The sequence below is a fragment of the Curvibacter sp. Hmag1.1 genome, from assembly GCF_059769165.1.
In genome coordinates this window covers 596844-615448 of record NZ_JBMBGX010000002.1, presented here as the reverse complement: position 1 = coordinate 615448, position 18605 = coordinate 596844, and the positions used below count along the sequence as shown (strand labels likewise).

The 18605-nt window shown below is 58.0% G+C and carries 19 protein-coding genes; 7 read left to right on the top strand and 12 right to left on the bottom strand.

What is annotated here, in order from left to right; genetic code table 11:
• Nucleotides 1-10 precede the first annotated feature (10 nt).
• The 3 genes from ACOAP0_RS03330 to tsaE all read right to left on the bottom strand — a co-directional run bounded on the left by ACOAP0_RS03330 (nt 11) and on the right by tsaE (nt 2824).
• The gene (locus ACOAP0_RS03330; protein WP_498375597.1) at nt 11-754 is read right to left on the bottom strand and encodes an N-acyl amino acid synthase FeeM domain-containing protein; all 744 of its coding nucleotides are present in this window, start codon (nt 752-754) and stop codon (nt 11-13) included.
• 151 nt (nt 755-905) lie between these two features.
• Complete coding sequence (locus tag ACOAP0_RS03325) at nt 906-2309, bottom strand: N-acetylmuramoyl-L-alanine amidase (protein WP_498375598.1); 1404 nt, start codon at nt 2307-2309, stop codon at nt 906-908.
• Entirely contained in the window at nt 2306-2824 is a 519-nt protein-coding gene (tsaE, locus tag ACOAP0_RS03320) for a tRNA (adenosine(37)-N6)-threonylcarbamoyltransferase complex ATPase subunit type 1 TsaE (RefSeq protein WP_498375599.1), read from the bottom strand. Before tsaE ends, ACOAP0_RS03325 begins: the two co-directional genes overlap by 4 nt.
• Nucleotides 2825-2863: 39 nt before the next feature.
• On the opposite strand from tsaE, the gene queG reads away from it, so the two are divergent.
• Both queG and ACOAP0_RS03310 read left to right on the top strand, forming a co-directional pair.
• Nucleotides 2864-3934: a tRNA epoxyqueuosine(34) reductase QueG gene (gene queG, locus ACOAP0_RS03315; protein WP_498376104.1), complete on the top strand. Its 1071-nt coding sequence runs from the start codon at nt 2864-2866 to the stop codon at nt 3932-3934.
• Nucleotides 3935-3943: 9 nt separating this feature from the next.
• Entirely contained in the window at nt 3944-4744 is an 801-nt protein-coding gene (locus tag ACOAP0_RS03310; RefSeq protein WP_498375600.1) for a cysteine hydrolase family protein, read from the top strand.
• Between the two features lie 16 nt (nt 4745-4760).
• Here ACOAP0_RS03310 and ACOAP0_RS03305 read toward each other — a convergent pair whose 3' ends face one another.
• Nucleotides 4761-5771 (bottom strand): MBL fold metallo-hydrolase, encoded by a 1011-nt coding sequence (locus ACOAP0_RS03305; protein WP_498375602.1) that lies wholly within the window; start codon nt 5769-5771, stop codon nt 4761-4763.
• A gap of 366 nt (nt 5772-6137) precedes the next feature.
• Here ACOAP0_RS03305 and ACOAP0_RS03300 point away from each other — a divergent pair, with 366 nt between their 5' ends.
• Nucleotides 6138-7151, top strand: a complete 1014-nt coding sequence (locus ACOAP0_RS03300; RefSeq protein ID WP_498375603.1) for a M14 family zinc carboxypeptidase — start codon at nt 6138-6140, stop codon at nt 7149-7151.
• A 7-nt stretch (nt 7152-7158) separates the two neighbouring features.
• Here the strand turns inward: ACOAP0_RS03300 and ACOAP0_RS03295 are convergent, their stop codons facing one another.
• Nucleotides 7159-8070, bottom strand: a complete 912-nt coding sequence (locus tag ACOAP0_RS03295; RefSeq protein WP_087494480.1) for an AEC family transporter — start codon at nt 8068-8070, stop codon at nt 7159-7161.
• A gap of 123 nt (nt 8071-8193) precedes the next feature.
• On the opposite strand from ACOAP0_RS03295, the gene ACOAP0_RS03290 reads away from it, so the two are divergent.
• Entirely contained in the window at nt 8194-9156 is a 963-nt protein-coding gene (locus ACOAP0_RS03290) for a tripartite tricarboxylate transporter substrate binding protein BugE (RefSeq protein WP_087494479.1), read from the top strand.
• Between the two features lie 9 nt (nt 9157-9165).
• On the top strand, nt 9166-10062 hold the full coding sequence (gene xerD / locus ACOAP0_RS03285; protein WP_481872935.1) for a site-specific tyrosine recombinase XerD: 897 nt from the start codon (nt 9166-9168) through the stop codon (nt 10060-10062).
• Nucleotides 10063-10071: 9 nt separating this feature from the next.
• Here the strand turns inward: xerD and ACOAP0_RS03280 are convergent, their stop codons facing one another.
• Together ACOAP0_RS03280 and ACOAP0_RS03275 are read right to left on the bottom strand one after the other, a co-directional pair.
• The gene (locus tag ACOAP0_RS03280) at nt 10072-11322 is read right to left on the bottom strand and encodes an EAL and HDOD domain-containing protein (protein WP_498375605.1); all 1251 of its coding nucleotides are present in this window, start codon (nt 11320-11322) and stop codon (nt 10072-10074) included.
• 43 nt (nt 11323-11365) lie between these two features.
• Entirely contained in the window at nt 11366-12193 is an 828-nt protein-coding gene (locus ACOAP0_RS03275) for a ferritin-like domain-containing protein (protein ID WP_498375606.1), read from the bottom strand.
• Nucleotides 12194-12230: 37 nt separating this feature from the next.
• Here ACOAP0_RS03275 and ACOAP0_RS03270 point away from each other — a divergent pair, with 37 nt between their 5' ends.
• Complete coding sequence (locus tag ACOAP0_RS03270; RefSeq protein WP_498375607.1) at nt 12231-12755, top strand: gamma carbonic anhydrase family protein; 525 nt, start codon at nt 12231-12233, stop codon at nt 12753-12755.
• 39 nt (nt 12756-12794) lie between these two features.
• A complete protein-coding gene (gene hslO / locus ACOAP0_RS03265) occupies nt 12795-13784 on the top strand; it encodes an Hsp33 family molecular chaperone HslO (protein ID WP_498375608.1) in 990 nt (329 codons plus the stop codon).
• Here hslO and ACOAP0_RS03260 read toward each other — a convergent pair.
• The 5 genes from ACOAP0_RS03260 to pyrG form a co-directional block, all read right to left on the bottom strand.
• A complete protein-coding gene (locus ACOAP0_RS03260; RefSeq protein WP_498375609.1) occupies nt 13781-14404 on the bottom strand; it encodes an AAA family ATPase in 624 nt (207 codons plus the stop codon). The genes hslO and ACOAP0_RS03260 overlap by 4 nt on opposite strands.
• A 14-nt stretch (nt 14405-14418) precedes the next feature.
• Nucleotides 14419-14694 carry a septum formation initiator family protein gene (locus ACOAP0_RS03255; protein WP_087494472.1) on the bottom strand — a complete coding sequence of 92 codons (276 nt, stop codon included), beginning with the start codon at nt 14692-14694 and terminating at the stop codon, nt 14419-14421.
• Nucleotides 14695-14717: 23 nt separating this feature from the next.
• Nucleotides 14718-16001, bottom strand: a complete 1284-nt coding sequence (gene eno / locus ACOAP0_RS03250) for a phosphopyruvate hydratase (protein WP_498375610.1) — start codon at nt 15999-16001, stop codon at nt 14718-14720.
• Nucleotides 16002-16062: 61 nt separating this feature from the next.
• Nucleotides 16063-16917: a 3-deoxy-8-phosphooctulonate synthase gene (kdsA, locus tag ACOAP0_RS03245; RefSeq protein ID WP_498375611.1), complete on the bottom strand. Its 855-nt coding sequence runs from the start codon at nt 16915-16917 to the stop codon at nt 16063-16065.
• Nucleotides 16917-18584: a CTP synthase gene (gene pyrG, locus ACOAP0_RS03240; RefSeq protein ID WP_087497200.1), complete on the bottom strand. Its 1668-nt coding sequence runs from the start codon at nt 18582-18584 to the stop codon at nt 16917-16919. The genes kdsA and pyrG overlap by 1 nt, the downstream gene beginning before the upstream one ends.
• Nucleotides 18585-18605: the final 21 nt, after the last annotated feature.

Genomic DNA, 18605 nt, shown 5'->3' with positions numbered 1-18605 from the left:
ACGACTGTAATTATTGGGCCCTGTTGAAAGCTGCTGCTACGGGTTCTATTGCGCGTGTAAACAGAGTTGAATTCTCGGGAGTGACGGCCAAAGGTCGCGCTTTAGAAAGATCGATATCGGGATGAACAGTTTCAAATACGAAACTGTGGAGCGGATGCTGATGGGTCAGCCAAAGTGCATTGGCTTCTTGAGGCGAAAAATACATCACGCGGTGTGGAACCATTCCGGCATGTTGCATGGGAAAGAACATCGACTTTTCCGAAACGTCAGAGAAAAGTAGCCAGTCATAAATCTTGTCTACTGGTTTCCGGCCGGCAGCTAGCATCCAATTCACGCCCTGTTCCATGCAGTACTGATGAAGTGCTTTAAACAGTGCGGACCTGACTAGTGATCCCTGAGAACTACCTTTAATGCAAAGGCGAGTAGTTTCGACCATCAATGTATCGTCGAACTTTTCAGGGAGAGTCATGGAAGCCTCCAATGGCAGCGGTGCCATCACATTGGCATGGGTGCGCAAGGTGCCGAGTACGGAGCCGTCGAGTTTGGAGGTGGCGACCAGTACTTCGCAGCCGAGTTCGAAGTCGGCGGCTTCCGCCTTGCGCAATTTGGCGCCCAGTTCCGGCAAGTGCTTGCCGTAGGAGGCAGCACGCAATTGGATGACCCCGTCCATCTGCGCTTCAGTGGCGATTTCAACCTTGAACGGCAACGTCTCGGTGCGCGCGACTGCTGCCTGAATCCTCTCCACCAAAGCCATGACAAGCCCCTTTCCAATGCGTTGAAGAAAAGGTCAGTCTAGGGTTCCTACTTAGTTCCAAAGAGCTAATCAACGCCTGCTTTGGGGCACAGTTTCTCGCCAAAAACAAAACAATCAGTTTTCTTGATTTTGATTTGACTGACTTTTGAAGTCAGCTCGTGGTCCGGTTCCGGGCCAAAGGTGGGTTCTTGGCGAAGTAGGCTTCAATGCCCCGCATCAAGGCATCAGCCAGCTGATTTTGGTAATCCTCGCTGTTGAGCTTGGTCTCTTCCGTGGGGTTGCTGATGAAAGCAGCTTCCACCAGCACGCTGGGGATGTCCGGTGCCTTCAGTACCGCAAACGACGCCTGCTCCACACGGGGTTTATGCAGCTTACCCACCCGCTTGATTTCGCCCAGCAGGTTGCCGCCCAGTTTCAGGCTATCGTTGATCTGGGCCGTGGTGCTCATGTCCAGCAGGGCGCGCTGCACGGTCGCATCCTTGGCTTTGACGTTGAGGCCACCAATCAGGTCAGCCTTGTTTTCTTTGGCTGCCATCCAGCGTGCGGCGCTACTGGATGCGCCGCCTTGGCTGAGCGCGAACACGCTGGCCCCTTGCGGGTCCGGGGTAAAGAAAGCATCTGCGTGGATGCTGATGAACAGGTCTGCCTGCACCCTGCGGGCTTTTTGGACGCGGGTGCCCAGCGGAACAAAAAAGTCGGCATCGCGCGTCAGGAAAGCGCGCATGGCGTTGCCATTGACGCTGGCGGCGTTGATGCGCTCGCGCAGCAGATGCGCCAACTTGAGCACCACATCTTTTTCTTTGGTGCCGCCCGGGCCGATTGCACCGGGGTCCTCGCCCCCATGGCCGGGATCCAGGGCAATGATGATGAGCCGGTCGGTGGTGGTACCTGCTGTCGGTGAGTTGGAGTCTTTTTGATTGCTTGCGCCCGTGGAATCAGCGCGGGTAGCTCCTGTTTTTGTAGCGTCTTGCGCTTTGGTACCGGCGGTTCCACTCGAGTTAGTGCCTGTCCCATTTGCAGCGGGGCGCTGGCTGTGCTGCGCAATCAGCAGTTCCAGTGGGTCCTGGGCTGCAGCTTTAGCGGCCTGCGCAGCCTTGCTCTCAACCGCCCGGTCAGCAATCAGCGCTTCGAGCGGGTCGATTTCGGCGACAGGGTACAAATCCAGCACCAGCCGGTGCTGGTAGGCCGCCACCGGCGCGAGGCTGAAGACCTGGGGGCGGATAGGGTGCTTGAGGTCGACTACCAGGCGAACGATGTCGGGGGTGAACTGACCTACCCGGATGCCGGCAATGTTGGGGTCATCAGGTTTGACCTTGGCCACCAGCTCTTTGAGTGCGGGGTTCAGGGTGATGCCTTGAATGTCTACGGCCAGCCGGGGCGGGCTGGGCACAAACAACTGCTTGGCGCTCAGCGCGGTATCCGACTCGATGGTCACCCGCGAATACTCGGGTGCCGGCCAGACCCGCACAGTCATGATGGCCGCACCCTTGGCAATCTCGGCCGCGCCTAGTGTGAGCACCAGGCCTCCGGCTTGCAGCAGGGTACGGCGCTTCACGCGCGGGCCTCCAGTGCGCTGCGCACCAGCGCCCGGCCACGAGGCGTGCCGGGCGTGAGAGTGACCTCGCGGCGGCTATCGTTCAGCGTACGCAGGTGCAGGGCCACGTCGGCCATGGGAAGCACGCTGGCAGCCCTGTCCGGCCACTCGGCCAATTTGAGGCCGGGGCTGGCGAAGATGTCGCGAAAGCCCGCTTCTTCCCACTCGCGCGGGTCGTTGAAGCGGTAAAAGTCAAAGTGCCAGATATTCCGGGCGGGCAGCTCGTAGGGCTCCACCACCGCATAGGTCGGGCTTTTGATGCGGCCGGTCACGCCTAGCGCCCGCAAGAGGTGGCGCACCAGCGTAGTTTTGCCGGCCCCCAGATCGCCATGCAGCGCGATGAAGGCATGGGCCAGTTCGGGCTGTGTCGCCCAGTGCGCAGCGAAAGCGGCGGTGGCGGCTTCATCTGCCCACACCAGCACAGGGGCGGGGGCAGCGCTTTCTACAATGGGGTCGTGACGATCAACAGCACTCAAATCAAGGCTCAATTCGATGGCGACCATGTGGTCGCCTTGATGCAGGGCTGGGCCCGGGAACTCGGATTCTCCCAAATTGGCGTGGCCGGTGTGGATTTGTCCTCTGCGGAGGCCGGTTTATTGGCGTGGTTGTCGCACGGTTTCCACGGTGAGATGGGCTACATGGCCCACCACGGCCTCAAACGTGCCCGCCCCGCCGAGCTGGTGCCCGGCACAGTGAGCGTGATCACCACCCGCATGGACTACCTGCCCATGGGCACGAACGACGGATGGGCGGATGTGGAGTTGGCCCGCCTGCAGCGTCCGCAAGAGGGCATCGTGTCGCTCTATGCCCGCGGGCGGGACTACCACAAGGTGCTGCGTAACCGCCTGCAAAAGCTTGCCGACCAACTCTCCGCCCACATGGGCCCTTTGGGCTACCGCGTGTTCACGGATAGCGCCCCGGTGCTGGAGGCTGAGCTGGCTGCGCGAAGTGGCCAAGGCTGGCGCGGCAAGCACACCTTGCTGCTCAACCGCGAGGCCGGCTCCATGTTCTTTCTGGGTGAAATTTATGTGGACGTTGCTCTGCCTGCCACGGCGCCCACCGAGGCCCACTGTGGCAGCTGCAATGCCTGTATCACAGCCTGCCCCACCCAGGCCATCATCGCGCCGCACCGCTTGGATGCCCGGCGTTGCATCTCTTACCTCACCATCGAGCACGACGGGCCTATTCCGTTGGAGCTGCGCCCGCTGATCGGCAACCGCATTTACGGCTGCGACGATTGCCAGCTGGTCTGCCCCTGGAACAAGTTTGCGCGACGCAGTAGCCTGCCGGATTTTGATGCCCGCGAGGGGCTGGCGGGTGAGGCACTGGCCACTCTGCTTGACTGGACAGAAGACACGTTTTTGAAACGCACGGAAGGCAGCCCTATACGCCGTATCGGCCATGTGCGCTGGTTGCGCAATGTGGCTGTTGCCATGGGCAACGCCTTGCGTTCAGAGCGCTTGGGGGACATTGAGCGACTTACGCTGGTCCGGTCCTTGCAACGCCGCATCCATCATCCCGACCCGCTGGTGCAAGAGCACGTTCAGTGGGCCATGCAAGCCTTTCAACCTGTTTCACCTGATTGAGATCCCACCATGTCTGATTACAACTTGTTGATCATTGACCCCCAGAACGACTTTTTGGACATAGAGGGTGCGGCTTTGCCGGTGCCCGGTGCAAATGCAGACATGCACCGGCTCGCAGACTGGCTGACCCAGCACGCAGAGCGAGTTCGCCACATTACCGTAACCCTCGATTCACACGCCAGTGTGGGTGTGGAGCGCACCACTTTCTGGCAGCAGGCGGATGGCGGTGATGTGGCTCCATTCACACTGATCACAGCCGCACAGGTTCAGCAGGGTGTGTACCGTCCGAGGCACGTTGGGTTAACCGATGAGGTGGTCACTTATCTGCAGGCTTTGGAGGCGACAGGCCAGCGCCAACTCATCGTCTGGCCGGTGCATTGTGTGCTAGGCACCTGGGGTCACAACATCCACAGTGGATTGAGCGAGGCCATCGCCGCCTGGGAACTGCAGACCGGGCGGGTGTGCCACAAGGTGCTCAAAGGCCAGAATCCGCTGACCGAGCAGTACAGTGCATTCAAGGCCGAGGTGCCGCGACCGGACGACGAGCGTACCTTGCTCAATCGGCCGCTGATGCAGGCGCTGTCTGCGCAAGGTGCTACGCTTTTGGTAGCGGGGGAGGCTTTGAGTCATTGCGTGGCGGCTTCGGTGACGGACCTGATGCAAGAGTTGCCGGTGGAGCGTCTGCGTCAGACGGTGCTCCTCACCGATTGCATGAGTACCGTCTCCGGCTTTGAGACCGCCGGCGCCGACTTCCTGGAGGGAGCCCGGGCTGCGGGTTTACAGACACGGTCCTTGGTGGAGTTGCCGTAAGCAAACTTGCTGTGCGCTAGCGCCTCAAATCTTCCCAGACGTCCATCGGAGTCCAAGCCGCGGGCATGCGGATATCGACCCCTTGCGTTGCGCCTTGGTTTTGCAGGAAGGCCATGGAAGCATCAAAGTCATCCAGTGGTTTGGGCATAGGCTGCATGGGCGAGGTGGAGGGAATCCAGAAATCATCCCAATGGATGGGAATCACGCGCTTGGCCCCGACCGCCACTACGGTTTCGTTCCAGTAGGCGAGTTTGTGCTCCGCGCTGCGTGGCCCCATGGCACCAATTCCGAGCAGCACCACATCAGCCTTTACGCCTTGCAAGGCGCCCGGCACAAAGCCGGCGGTGCCGGTGATCAGCAGCGTGTGTCCATCGTGCTCTACCACCATCGCGTAGCTTTGTCCTTCTTTGTAGTCTGTGGCTCGCACAGGCGGGACCAAGGGGCTGTCGATGACGCCACCTGTGAAGCCGGTGGGCGTGTGCAGGGCAGGGTAGAGCGTCACAGTGAAGCGGCCGAAGCGGTAGGGCTTGCTCAGTTCAGCCTGTTGCATCTGTTTGTCGTCGAGGCCCCAGCCTTTCCCCACCATGAGGGTGGAACTGGAGCCCATCAACACAGCGCCGGTAAGTTTGGCAACTTCGGGCGCATCCATGGCGTGGTCGTAGTGGGAGTGCAGGGGGATGATTGCTGCCAACTTGCTGCCTGTGGCTCCAGCCAGCGTGATGCGTGCGCGTTGCAAACCGTCTGCAATCGCCTGCGTGTCAGGTGACACTTTGCGCAGGAAGACGGTCATTTTGTCGGGGCGGGAGAAGAAGCCGTCAGTCAACAGAGCCGTCTCACCATCGTCCAGCAAGACAGTTGCGACGCCCAGAAAACTGACTTTGAGAGGAGAGCCGGCCGGAGCGGCCTTCTGCCAAAAAAGGCTTTGAACTGCAGAGAGTCCGGGGGGATGGCTCAGTTGCCACGCCAACGTGGCGGCTGCCGCTATCAGGGTGGCGGGAATCAGCCAAAGAAGTTGTCGTTTGCGCATGCGCACAGTCTAGGCGCGCTGCGCCCGGCGGTTAATGGTGGTTACGCCGAAGTGCCAGAAATTCTGATGCGCCCTGCAGCATTGCCAGCGTCAAGGCCAGCCATGTTTTAGCGCTGCGGCGCGTGGCCGAGTGGCGCGTTTTCATACTTCGATCAACACAATGGGGTCCAGCCATTCGTCGTCAAAGAGTTCATCCAACAGTCGTTGCAAGCCCAGCAGTTTGAGGATCATGACAGCTCCCGGTTACGTTTTGCTGAAACGAATTTATGCGCTTAGTGTGACTGTTTGATGGCACTGTGGTGTAAACGATGCAGGCCTTTGAAACGAGTGTTCCGCTGTGTAAGCTCAGGCCTTCAGGAGACACTTTTGCTGCATTCCCCCTTGCCGGCCTTGGCAGAACTTGAACGCATTCTTCAGCTCGCTGGTGACCGGGTGGATGTGCGGGTGGCCCACGACGTCGCGCTCGACGGAAGCACCTTGCCGGTGTATGTGATCTCCATGGGTAACCCCGCTCCGGAGGTGCCCGCCATCGGTTTTTTCGGTGGCGTGCATGGCCTGGAGCGCATCGGCACCGAAGTGGTGTTGGAGTTTCTCAACAGCCTCGTCATGCGCATGGCGTGGGACCACACCTTTCACCAGCAGTTGGAAACCATGCGCATCGTCTTCATGCCCCTGGTCAATCCGGGTGGCATGCAGCGGGGTACCCGCGCCAACCCTGCGGGTGTGGACCTGATGCGCAATGCTCCGCTGGATGCGGTGGAGCCGGTGCCCGCGTGGGTAGGCGGTCAGCGTGTCAGCGCTCGGCTGCCATGGTACCGGGGAGCCGAAGGCCAGGCTATGCAACCGGAGGCTGCCGCCCTGTGTGAAGTCGTGGAGCGGGAGCTCAGCCATCGGGCGTTCAGCATGTCTGTGGACTGCCATTCAGGTTTCGGGGTGAGGGACCGTTTGTGGTTTCCGTATGCCCACACGCGACAGCCCATGTCGCACTTGGCGGAGATGTACGTGCTGCAACGCATGTACCGCCAGAGCTACACCCATCACCCCTATGTGTTCGAGCCCCAAAGCCTGCAGTACCTCACCCATGGAGACCTGTGGGACCATTTGCACACGCGACTTGCAGACCCAGTGCAACAGGTGTTTTTGCCACTGACGTTGGAGATGGGTTCCTGGCTATGGATCAAGAAGAACCCGCGCCAGATCTTCAGCCGATACGGCATCTTCAATCCATTGATAGGGCATCGCCAGCAGCGGGTGCTACGCCGGCATGTGACTCTGCTGGACTTTCTGGCTCGTGCTGCTTGCAGTGTCTCTAGCTGGTTGCCTAAGGGGAGCTATCGCCATGCCATGCATGCCGAAGCCTTACAACTCTGGTACGAGTAAATCCAGTCTAAATGGCTCGCAACACGCCCAGGGCAAAGGGAAGGCTCACCACCCCGAGCAGGGTTGATAGGGTGACCAACCCGGCGACATAAGCACCGTCGTAACCCATGCGTGCGGCGAGCACATAGCAGCTGGATGCTGTGGGTAGCGCGGAGAAAGCGAGAAGCATGGTGGTTTGTGTGGTGTCCAGTGCAAACAAACGGGACACCAACAGTGCGATCACCGGGGTAATCAGGTGACGGATCGTCAACACGGATACTGCGAGGGTCTTGGCCCGCGCCAGAGCGCCGAATTGCATGCCGGCACCTGCGGCCATCAATCCCATGGCCAAAGATGCAGCACCCAGACGGGTGACAGTGGGTTCCAACCACACCGGCATGCGAAAGCCGGCAAGGTTGCTGATCAGTCCGGCGACCGTAGCAACTATGAGGGGGTTGCGCACCAGTTCACCCAAAAAGCCACGCTGAGCGTGACGGGCCATGGGCCAGACGGCGGCGACGTTAAAAAGGGGAACGCAGACACCGATCAGTACCGCGATCAGTTGCAACCCCTGTGGACCTGCAAGACGTTCTGCAATGGCTAATCCGATGAAAGAATTGAATCGGAATGCAATTTGGGCACTAGCCGCATGGTCGGGGCCAGGGATGTAGCGCTTCAAGAAGGGGGTGTGGGGCAACAGGTAAGCCAGTGCAATACCGGCAAAGCCCAGGGTCCAGCCGGCAGCCATCAGTTTGGAGGCCAGTTGCAAATCCAGCGGGCTTTTCACAATGGAATGAAACAGCAGCACCGGAAACAACAAGTAGTACACCAGAGCCTCTACCTTTTCCCAAAGCGGGCGGTTGAGCTGGGTAAACCGGCACACCAGATATCCGAGGAGAATGAGCGAAAAATCGGGGAAAAGGAGCTGGGCGTAGTTCACACCAAGAGGATACCAGCCGCCTAATGGTTCTACCGCATAGACCGGTTGAGTGGCCCCGCATTACCATTACTCCAAGGCGTGCCGGGTAGGCATGCTTCCACCCTGACTGAGGAGTATCAAAAGATGTACCGTAGAGTGTTGCTGGCGTGTGGTCTTGTGGCTGTTTCTGGAGCAGTCATGGCGCAGGGTTATCCCAACAAGGTGATCAAACTCCAGGTGCCTTTTGCGCCGGGCGGGACGACGGACATTGTGGCGCGCATCATTGCGGACCCATTGGGCAAAGTGCTTGGGCAAAGTGTGATCGTGGAAAACAAGGCAGGCGGAGGTGGCGTCGTTGGTGCGAACGAAACCGCAAAGTCAGCCCCGGATGGCTATTCGCTGGGGGTGGCAACGGTATCTACGGTGGCGGCCAATCCCGCCATCAATCCTAAAAATCCGTACAACCCTTTGACGGATTTCACCCCTATCATCAATGTGGCGGCAACACCTAATGTGATTGCGGTGCACCCTAGTTTCCCCGCCAAAGACTACAAGTCCTTTTTGGAAGAAATCAAGAAGAACCCGGGCAAGTACTCTTATTCCTCGTCAGGCACGGGCGGTATCGGCCACATGCAGACCGAATTGTTCAAGAATCTGACCGGTTCATTTATTACCCATATTCCTTACCGCGGCGCCGGCCCGGCACTCAATGACACCGTGGGTGGACAGGTTCCGATGATTTTCGATAACCTGCCCTCCGCGCTCCCATTCATCACCTCAAACCGCTTGATTCCCATTGTGGTGGCTGCTCCACAGCGCCTGAGCCAAATGCCCAATGTGCCCACTTTCAAGGAAGTCGGGCTGGAACCGGTAAACCGCATGGCCTTTTACGGTATTTACGGCCCCAAGGGATTGCCCAAAGAGGTGGTGGACAAGGTGAATGCTGGTGTGCGCAAAGTGTTGGAAGACCCCGCTGTGCGCAAGCGCATCGAGGATACCGGCTCGCTGGTCGTCGGAAATACGCCTGAGCAATTCACCGCGCAGATCAAGGCAGAGTATGAGGTTTACAAAAAAGTGGTGGATTCCGCCAAGTTGCGTTTGGACTGATGGAGCCATTTGGTGAGTGACACGGCATCAGTGGATGCATTCATTGATGCCCTGTGGCTGGAGGAGGGGCTCTCCAAAAACACCTTGCAGGCTTACCGGCGTGACCTGACCCTTTTTGCGGGACATTTGGCACCAAAGCCCTTGTATGGCGCTCAGGAGCATGACCTGCAAGGTTATTTCGCGGCACGGCATGCCGAGACTAAAGCCACTACTGCAAATCGCCGGCTGACGGTTCTCAAACGGTTCTTTCGTTGGGCATTGCGGGAAGGGCACATCGCCCAAGATCCGACGTTGAAGTTGCAAGCCGCCAAACAAGCCCTGCGCGTACCCAAGACCTTGACGGAGGCACAGGTTGAAGCGCTGTTGAATGCTCCAGACACCAACGAGGCCTTGGGTATTCGGGATAAAGCCATGTTGGAGCTCCTCTACGCCAGCGGCCTGCGCGTGAGTGAATTGGTTACTTTGAGGATGGTGCAACTGGGCCTGAACGAAGGCGTGTTGCGGGTGACCGGCAAAGGTTCCAAAGAGCGCTTGGTGCCCTTTGGCGAAGTCGCCGGCCTCTGGCTGAGTCGCTATCTGGCTGGTCCCCGGGCGGAGTTGCTTGCCGCTAAGCAAAGCGCAGATGTTTTTGTGACAGTGCGGGGCTCCAAATCCGGTACAGCCATGTCTCGCATCATGTTCTGGGGTCTGGTCAAGCGCTACGCTCTGCAGGCCGGTATTCGGGTGCCGCTGTCACCGCACACCCTGCGCCATGCTTTTGCGACGCACCTTTTGAACCATGGAGCAGACTTGCGTTCGGTGCAGATGCTTCTGGGGCATGCTGATATCTCGACGACCACCATTTACACACACATTGCCCGGGACCGCTTGGCCTCGCTGCACGCGCAGCACCATCCCAGGGGCTAACTCCGTCGCTTATTCTTGCCCTAGCGTTTCCGCCCAAGCCAACGCTTGGAGATGGGCCCAATTAATTTGCTTTTCGGTCAATTGCAATGCCTGGGCCGCTTTGGCGAAAGCTTCATCGTCACCGTTCTCACAGGCCAGTGTGAGCTTCAAGTAGTCGGCTAACGGACCTGTTTGGTAAAGCAAGGCATGGGTTACGGAGTTGGGCAAGGACAGGTTTGCCAGAGCTGCAGGCATCGGCATGCCCAGCAAGCTGTCCAGCAAGGAGAAGACACCGATGACAAATGCATGATCGCATTCCTCGGGGGGCAAAGCTTCGGCGGCAAGCAATTCCATCAGTCGGCCACGGACCACAGCGGTAGTGCCCACTGCCGGTGCCACGCCGCCACCAGTCGAGGTCGTCATCAACAGAGCCGCCCATTTGAAGAGCTTTTTGAGCCCCAGCAGCATCACCGCGTGTTTGAAGGATGTGACTTCGGTACGCAATCCGAATCCCGCTGAATTGATGAATCTCAACAGGTTGAAGGACAGGGTCGGATCTCGCTTGAGGACTTCTTCAATCTCTGCTGTACTGGCTTGCTTGCGAACGAGATTGATGAGCTGGAGGATGGCAGCCTGGCTGGGGCGCAGTGTTTGGCCTTCGATGATGGTTGGTTGTGCGAACCAGTAACCCTGAAACAGGCCTACACCTAAGTCCTTGAGTTGCTTGTACTGGATTTCAGTTTCAACTTTCTCTGCAATTAACTTGGCTTTGGTCTTGACTTGCGCAAGTTGAACAAAAGACGCCAGTGAAGGTGGCTTGAGAATGCTCACATCAAACTTGATATAAGAAGCTAAAGGCAACCAGTCTTCGTACGAGCGGGTCAACACCGAATAGTCGAACGCCAGCTTGAAGCCCCGTGTATAGATGGCTTGCAAGGTGGGAAGGCGCAAGGCGATCTGCTCCACTTGCGAGGCGGGCAAAGAAGGAATTTCCAGCACTACATGTTCCGGCGCTACGAGGTCCAAGTGGCCCCCGGCAAGGCTATCGTGCGTGCAATTGACGAACAGCAGCGTTTTGCCGATCAGCGTCTCCCCTTCGGCCAACGACAGCAAATTGAAGAGCATCTGCGCATCGGAGGAGGCGGTGTGTGCGTCAGCTTTGACACTTCGGTCAAATAGCTCATACCCCATGATGGAGCCCGAGTCATTGACGATGGCTTGCCGGGCCATCGAGATAGCGGACGAGGTGGGTTCCGGGGGTTGTGGGTGATCGGTGGACATCAGTGAATCGCTAATCCGGTGGATGAGGTTGCCTCAGGTCATTCTAGGTTGAATGGGCGGCAATCTCCGTGAGACCAGCGTCAGAATCCAGCTTCTCCAACTCTTGGGGGCTGAAGCCGGCAGCCAGTCTGGCGGCGTAGTTAAAGGGCGGCTTGGGCCGGGGAGCCGCGTATTGAATCGCGGCCAAGGCATAAAACGCAGCAGGGTCTAACTCATGCCGGGCACACAGCCAGTGGTACCAGCGATTCCCTGCGGCGACATGTCCCACTTCCTCGGTGAGGATGACTTGCAGGATCGCTTGTGCCTCCAATGCCGCTGGACTGCCAACTTTGGCGAGCTTGGCTTGAATCAGGGGTGTTGCATCCAGCCCGCGCGCTTCCATGGTCCGAGGCACCAAGGCCATGCGGGCAACGATATCGTCAGCTGTGTTGGCGCACATCGTCCACAGCCCTGTGTGGGCAGGAAAGTCGCCGTAGCGATAGCCTTGTGCACTCAGGTGTTCCTCCAGCAGCGTGAAGTGATTGGCTTCTTCAGTGGCAACCAAGAGCCAGTCCCTGTAGAACGCTTCAGGCATTCCGGCGTAGCGCCACACGCAATCCAGTGCCAGATCGATGGCGTTGAACTCAATATGGGCGATAGAGTGCATCAAGGCAGCGTGACCTGCTGCAGTGAAAGGGGAGCGCCGGGGTACCTCTTTAGGCTCAACCAAGATAGGCAGGTCAGGCCGGCCCGGGCCGGCATCATGAAAAAGAAGCCGTTCGCAGTCGAGCTTTCCCTCTTTCAACAAAGGTCCTATGGCCAAAGTTGCCTTCACCTTGCTGCGGGGCGATGAGGTCTTGAAGGCTGACAAAGCCCGTTCTCGGAGTTCCATCTTTACAATTCTAGTTTTGACGGCCTGAGGGGCAGCGATGGCAGTGTATGAATTGGATGGTGTGGCTCCTAAATTGGATGTGGGAGCTTGGGTAGCTGATAGCGCTGAAGTGATGGGCGCTGTTGAAATCGGCACAGATGCCAGCATATGGTTTGGAGCAGTCGTTCGTGGCGATACCGAGACCATCCGGATCGGAGCCGGTACCAATATCCAAGACGCGAGTGTGTTGCATGCGGATATCGGCAAGCCGTTGACGATTGGCGAGAACGTAACGGTGGGGCACCAGGTCATGCTCCATGGTTGCACCATTGGTGATGGTTCCTTGATTGGAATCGGTGCCATCGTCCTGAATGGCGCGCGTATCGGCAAAGGGTGCCTGGTCGGTGCCGGCGCGCTGGTGACCGAGGGCAAGGAGTTTCCGGATGGCAGCATGATCATCGGCAGCCCGGCCAAAGCGGTGCGGGAGTTGACCGAGGAACAGAAGCAAGGCTTGCTTGCCAGTGCGCGTCACTATGTGGCCAACGCTCATCGATTCAGGTCAGGCCTCAAAAAGATCGCCTAGTTTCCGCCCCGAAAGGGGCCTATTTTTTGGAGAGTGTGCATGTCAGAGTTGCACAAGTTTTTGTTCGATGGGTTGCCGGTGCGTGGTGCGATTGTCCGCTTGACGGATTCCTGGCAGGAAATTTTGCGCCGACGTGCATCCAATACAGAGCATGGTCCCTACCCGGCAGAGGTTCAGTCTCTCCTGGGTGAAATCACAGCCGCAGCAGCTTTGATGCAATCGAATATCAAGTTCGATGGTGCATTGGTGTTACAGATTTTTGGCGATGGACCGGTCAAGTTGGCGGTCACCGAAGTGCAGCCTGATTTCAGTCTCCGGTCTACTGCCACGGTGGTGGGCGAAGTGCCGAATGGCACCTCCTTGAGCCAGATGGTAAACGCCACCAACAAGGGCCGATGTGCGATTACGTTGGACCCCAAGACGAAGTTCCCGGGGCAACAACCCTATCAAGGTGTAGTTCCCTTGTTTGACGACACAGGTGCTCCTTTGGAGCGTATCAGTGAGGTTCTGGAGCATTACATGCTTCAGAGTGAGCAGTTGGACACCACATTGGTGCTGGCGGCTGACGACAAAGTAGCAGCTGGATTGCTGATTCAGCGCCTTCCCTTGGAGGGGGTGGGGAACCTGGCGGGTAGCATGGTTTCGCGAGAAAACGAAGACCAGATTGGTCTGAATGAGCACTACAACCGCATCGCCATTCTGGCCAAGAGTCTGAAAGCCGAAGAGCTATTGCAGCTCGACGTGGATACCGTGCTGCGCCGCTTGTACTGGGAAGAGCCGTTAACCCGTTTCGAACCACTCATGGGCGAGACAGGGCCGAAATTTCAATGCAACTGCAGCCGAGAGCGTGTTGGAAAAATGATCGTCAGTCTAGGTCGAGAAGAGGCCGAGAGCATTCTGACGGAACGCAGCGACATTGAAGTGGGATGCGAATTTTGTGGCGTGCAGTACCGGTTTGACCCAGTAGATGCAGCCCAGTTGTTTACGGACGCGGTCCTGCTGCAACGGGGTAATTCAGGGACGCACTAACCGTCTGTGAGCTCGCGGAACAGGCTGTGTTCGCAACGGGCGTCCGAGCATTTTTCACATTTGGCCATCCAGCGGTTGTAGGTCTCTGAATCAGCGTTGGAGCTGAATTGTGATGGCATGATCAAAGCAAGTGCCGCCCGGGTGCGCTGTCCGCCGCTCCCATAGACCATTGAGTAAGCTATTCCATGGTCCCTGAGTACTTCCTGCAGCCTCAGATGGATGGCTTGTTGCCCGTGAGGGCTGTCTCGAAAATAGCTGTCCGCGACCCATGGTAGGTCCGTAGCGGTCACCAATACGTGATGAAAGCTCCGTAGATCCTCAATGCCGAAGGAGTAGAGGCCGGGGTCTTGAAAGAGTATGTCGCTGTAAATGGCAGTCATGAGTGCGGTGGTGTCGGCAACCACCGTGGCACTTTGCACAGCATCAATGCGCTGAGTTTGCGTCCGCGCAATGGCGGCTTGCTCGTGAGGCTGAGGCGTGCGCATCATGGTGGCACACCACTCCCGCAAATACTCATCAACGACGACGACATCGCTGCCTGCTTCACGCATGCTTGCCGCCAACGCGTGGCACAGGGTGCTCTTGCCAGTTGATTCCGCACCCAGAATCGCGATTTTCATCGAATGCTCAGGCTCTAGCGGGCGATCTGAACGTAAATTTCGTTCGCCTTCACCATTCCCAGTTCGGAGCGTGCTTTCTCTTCCACGATTTCCAGGCCCTCTTTCAGGTCATGGATTTCAGCTTCCAGACGCTCGTTGGCCTGTGAAGCTTGGGCATTCCGTTGCTTTTGCTCTTCCAGTTGCCTAGTTAGTTTGGAAACATTCGGAATGCTTCCGCGACCGAACCACAGCTGTCCGTGCAGGATCAGCAGTAGTGCGATGAGCACGGCAGGGACCCAACGGTTACCCATGGCAGTGGTTCGGTCAGTGAGGGTTAACGCAGGTTATAGAACGCAGCGCGGCCGGGATACACGGCCACATCACCCAAGTCTTCTTCGATGCGGAGCAACTGGTTGTATTTGGCCATGCGGTCAGAGCGGCTCAGGGATCCGGTCTTGATCTGGCCTGCATTCGTGCCCACAGCGATGTCGGAGATGGTGGAGTCTTCGGTTTCGCCGGAGCGGTGGCTGATCACTGCGGTGTAGCCGGCGCGCTTGGCCATTTCGATCGCAGCAAATGTCTCGGACAAAGTGCCGATCTGGTTGATCTTGATCAGGATGGAATTGGCAATGCCCTTGTCGATGCCTTCTTTCAGGATCTTGGTGTTGGTCACGAACAAGTCATCACCGACGATCTGAACCCTCTTGCCCAAGCGGTCGGTCAGGACTTTCCAGCCGTCCCAGTCACCTTCGGCCATGCCGTCTTCAATGCTGATGATGGGGTATTTGTCTACCCATGTGGCGAGCATGTCTGTCCATTCCTGGGCGGTCAAGCTCAGGCCTTCACCTTCGAGCTCATACTTGCCATCTTTGTAAAACTCGGAAGCTGCGCAGTCCAGACCCAGGGCAATTTGCTCGCCGGCCACATAGCCGGCTTTGTCGATCGCTTCCAGAATCATCAGGATCGCGGCTTCGTGGTTTTCCACGTTGGGGGCAAAGCCACCTTCGTCGCCGACGGCGGTGCTGATGCCCTTGTCGTGGAGGATCTTCTTCAGGGCGTGGAACACTTCAGCACCCCAGCGCAGGGCTTCGCGGAAGCTGGGTGCGCCCACGGGGATGATCATCAACTCTTGCAGGTCGAGGTTGTTGTTGGCGTGCTCGCCGCCGTTCATGACGTTCATCATAGGTACGGGCATCTGCACGCTGCCCATGCCACCAAAGTAGCGATACAAAGGCAGACCAGCTTCTTCGGCTGCAGCCCGGGCCACGGCCATGGACACGGCCAACATGGCGTTGGCGCCAAGGCGGGACTTGTTCTCGGTGCCGTCCAAGTCAATCAATGTCTTGTCCAGGAATGCTTGCTCGGAAGCGTCCAGGCCCAACACGGCTTCAGAGATTTCGGTGTTGATGTGCTCAACGGCCTTCAAGACGCCCTTGCCTAGGTAGCGCTTCTTGTCGCCATCACGCAGTTCAATGGCTTCACGGGAACCGGTGGATGCGCCCGAAGGAACGGCTGCACGGCCCATGGTGCCGGATTCCAGCAACACGTCGCATTCAACGGTAGGGTTGCCACGGGAGTCCAGAATTTCGCGGCCGACGATGTCAACAATAGCGCTCATTAGTTTCTTTCCAGTTCAAAAACACACAAACAAAAAACGTCAGATTCCATCATGCAGCCGTTCACTGGAAATCATCTTCCAGGAACGGGGTTTTTTTGGTTACGGAATCCAGCGCCACCAAAGTTTCCAACAATGTTCTCATGTGACGCAGCGGGACGGCATTCGGACCATCGGACCAAGCGTCCGCTGGCCGGGGGTGGGTTTCCATAAAGAGGCCGGCCACACCTGCTGCCACTCCGGCACGGGCCAACACAGGCACCATGTCGCGCGCACCACCACTGCTGCCACCCAAACCACCCGGCTTTTGTACCGAATGCGTCACATCGAATACCACTGGGGCACCTGATTTGCGCATTTCAGCCAGGCTGGTCATGTCGGCAACCAGATTGTTGTAGCCAAAACTCACACCACGTTCACAAGCCAGAAAACGGTCCGGAGTAAGGCCGGCTTCTGTTGCAGCCGCGCGTGCCTTGTCAATCACGTTCTTCATGTCCCAAGGCGCGAGGAACTGCCCCTTCTTGATGTTTACCGGCTTGCCGCTTTGCGCGACTGCACGGATGAAGTCCGTCTGGCGGCAGAGGAAAGCGGGGGTTTGCAACACGTCCACCACGCTTGCGACTTCGGCTATATGCGACTCGTCATGCACATCGGTCAGGATAGGAACTTGGAGTTGGCGCCGCACTTCGTCCAAAATTTTTAGACCGGCGTCTATACCGACGCCGCGCTTGCTGGTGCCCGAGGAGCGGTTGGCCTTGTCAAAGGACCCTTTGTAGATCAAGGGAATGCCCAGGGCGGTGCAAGCCTCTTTCAGCTGGCCTGCCACCTCTATGGACATTTCCAGTCCTTCGATGGAACAAGTGCCAGCAATCAGGAAAAAGCGTTGATCCAAACCAACGTCGAAGCCACACAGTTTCATCAGGCGACTGCTTTCAGGTTCTTGCCACCGTTCTGATGTTCAACAGCTGCCTTGATAAAGGCATTGAACAACGGATGGCCATCCCAGGGGGTGGACTTGAACTCAGGGTGAAATTGCACGCCCACAAACCAGGGGTGAACGCTCTCGGGCAACTCAACGATTTCAGTCAGCTGTTCGCGTTGAGTCAGGGCGGATATGACCAATCCTGATGCCCGCAGAGCATCCAGGTAGTTGACGTTGGCCTCGTAGCGATGGCGGTGACGCTCTGTCACCACATCGCCGTAAATGCGGTGGGCCAGCGTGTCTTTCGCGACGTCCGAGCTTTGGGCGCCCAAGCGCATAGTGCCGCCGAGGTCGGAGTTGGCATCTCGCGTTTTGATGGTGCCGTCCGCGTCTTTCCACTCGGTGATCAGTGCGATCACGGGATTCGGGCTCTCCGGCTCAAATTCGGTGCTGTTGGCATCCTTCAACCCGGCCACATGGCGGGCGAATTCGATGGTCGCGACTTGCATGCCCAAGCAGATGCCAAGGTAGGGCACTTTGCTTTCACGGGCAAAGCGTGCGGTACTGATCTTGCCTTCAATGCCGCGCTTGCCGAAGCCACCGGGCACCAGAATCGCATCGTACTTGGCCAGCTGATTCACGCTGGCGCTGTCGATGGTTTCAGAGTCCACGTGTTCGATCTTGACGCGCACATGGTTCTTCATGCCGGCGTGGCGCAGGGCTTCGTTCACCGATTTGTAGCTGTCAGTCAGGTCCACATATTTGCCGACCATGGCGATAGTGACTTCGCCCTGAGGGTGTTCGGTCTCGTAGACCAAGTCATCCCAACGCTTGAGGTTGGCGGGTGGCGTGTTCAGGCGCAGTTTGTCGCAGATCAGGCCGTCCAGGCCTTGCTCATGCAGCATGCGGGGCACCTTGTAGATGGTGTCCACATCCCACATGGAGATCACGCCCCACTCAGGCACGTTGGAAAACAAAGAGATCTTTGCGCGCTCTTCGTCGGGAATCGGACGGTCTGCGCGGCAAAGCAAAGCATCCGCCTGAATACCAATTTCGCGCAATTGCTTGGCCGTGTGTTGAGTGGGCTTGGTCTTGAGTTCGCCGGCCGCGGCAATCCAGGGCAAATAGCTCAGGTGCACAAAGGCGCTGTTGTTGGGGCCGAGCTTGAGGCTCATCTGGCGTACGGCTTCAAGGAAGGGGAGCGATTCGATATCCCCCACAGTTCCACCGATTTCGACAATCGCCACGTCTACTGCATCGGCCTCGCCGAAGCGTGCCCCACGCTTGACGAACTCCTGGATTTCATTGGTAACGTGGGGAATGACCTGTACGGTCTTGCCCAGGTAGTCACCACGGCGCTCTTTGTCGAGCACGCTCTTGTAAATCTGGCCCGTGGTGAAGTTGTTGGTCTTGCGCATGCGCGTTTCAATGAAACGCTCATAGTGTCCGAGATCGAGGTCGGTCTCAGCACCGTCGTCGGTGACAAACACCTCGCCGTGCTGCAGGGGCGACATGGTCCCGGGGTCAACGTTGAGGTAGGGGTCCAGCTTGATGAGGGTGACTGTCAGGCCCCGCGATTCCAGGATCGCAGCAAGGGAGGCTGAGGCGATTCCCTTTCCAAGGGAAGACACCACACCGCCGGTGACGAAGACAAATTTGGTCATGTCAGGGGCGAACCTGAGGGT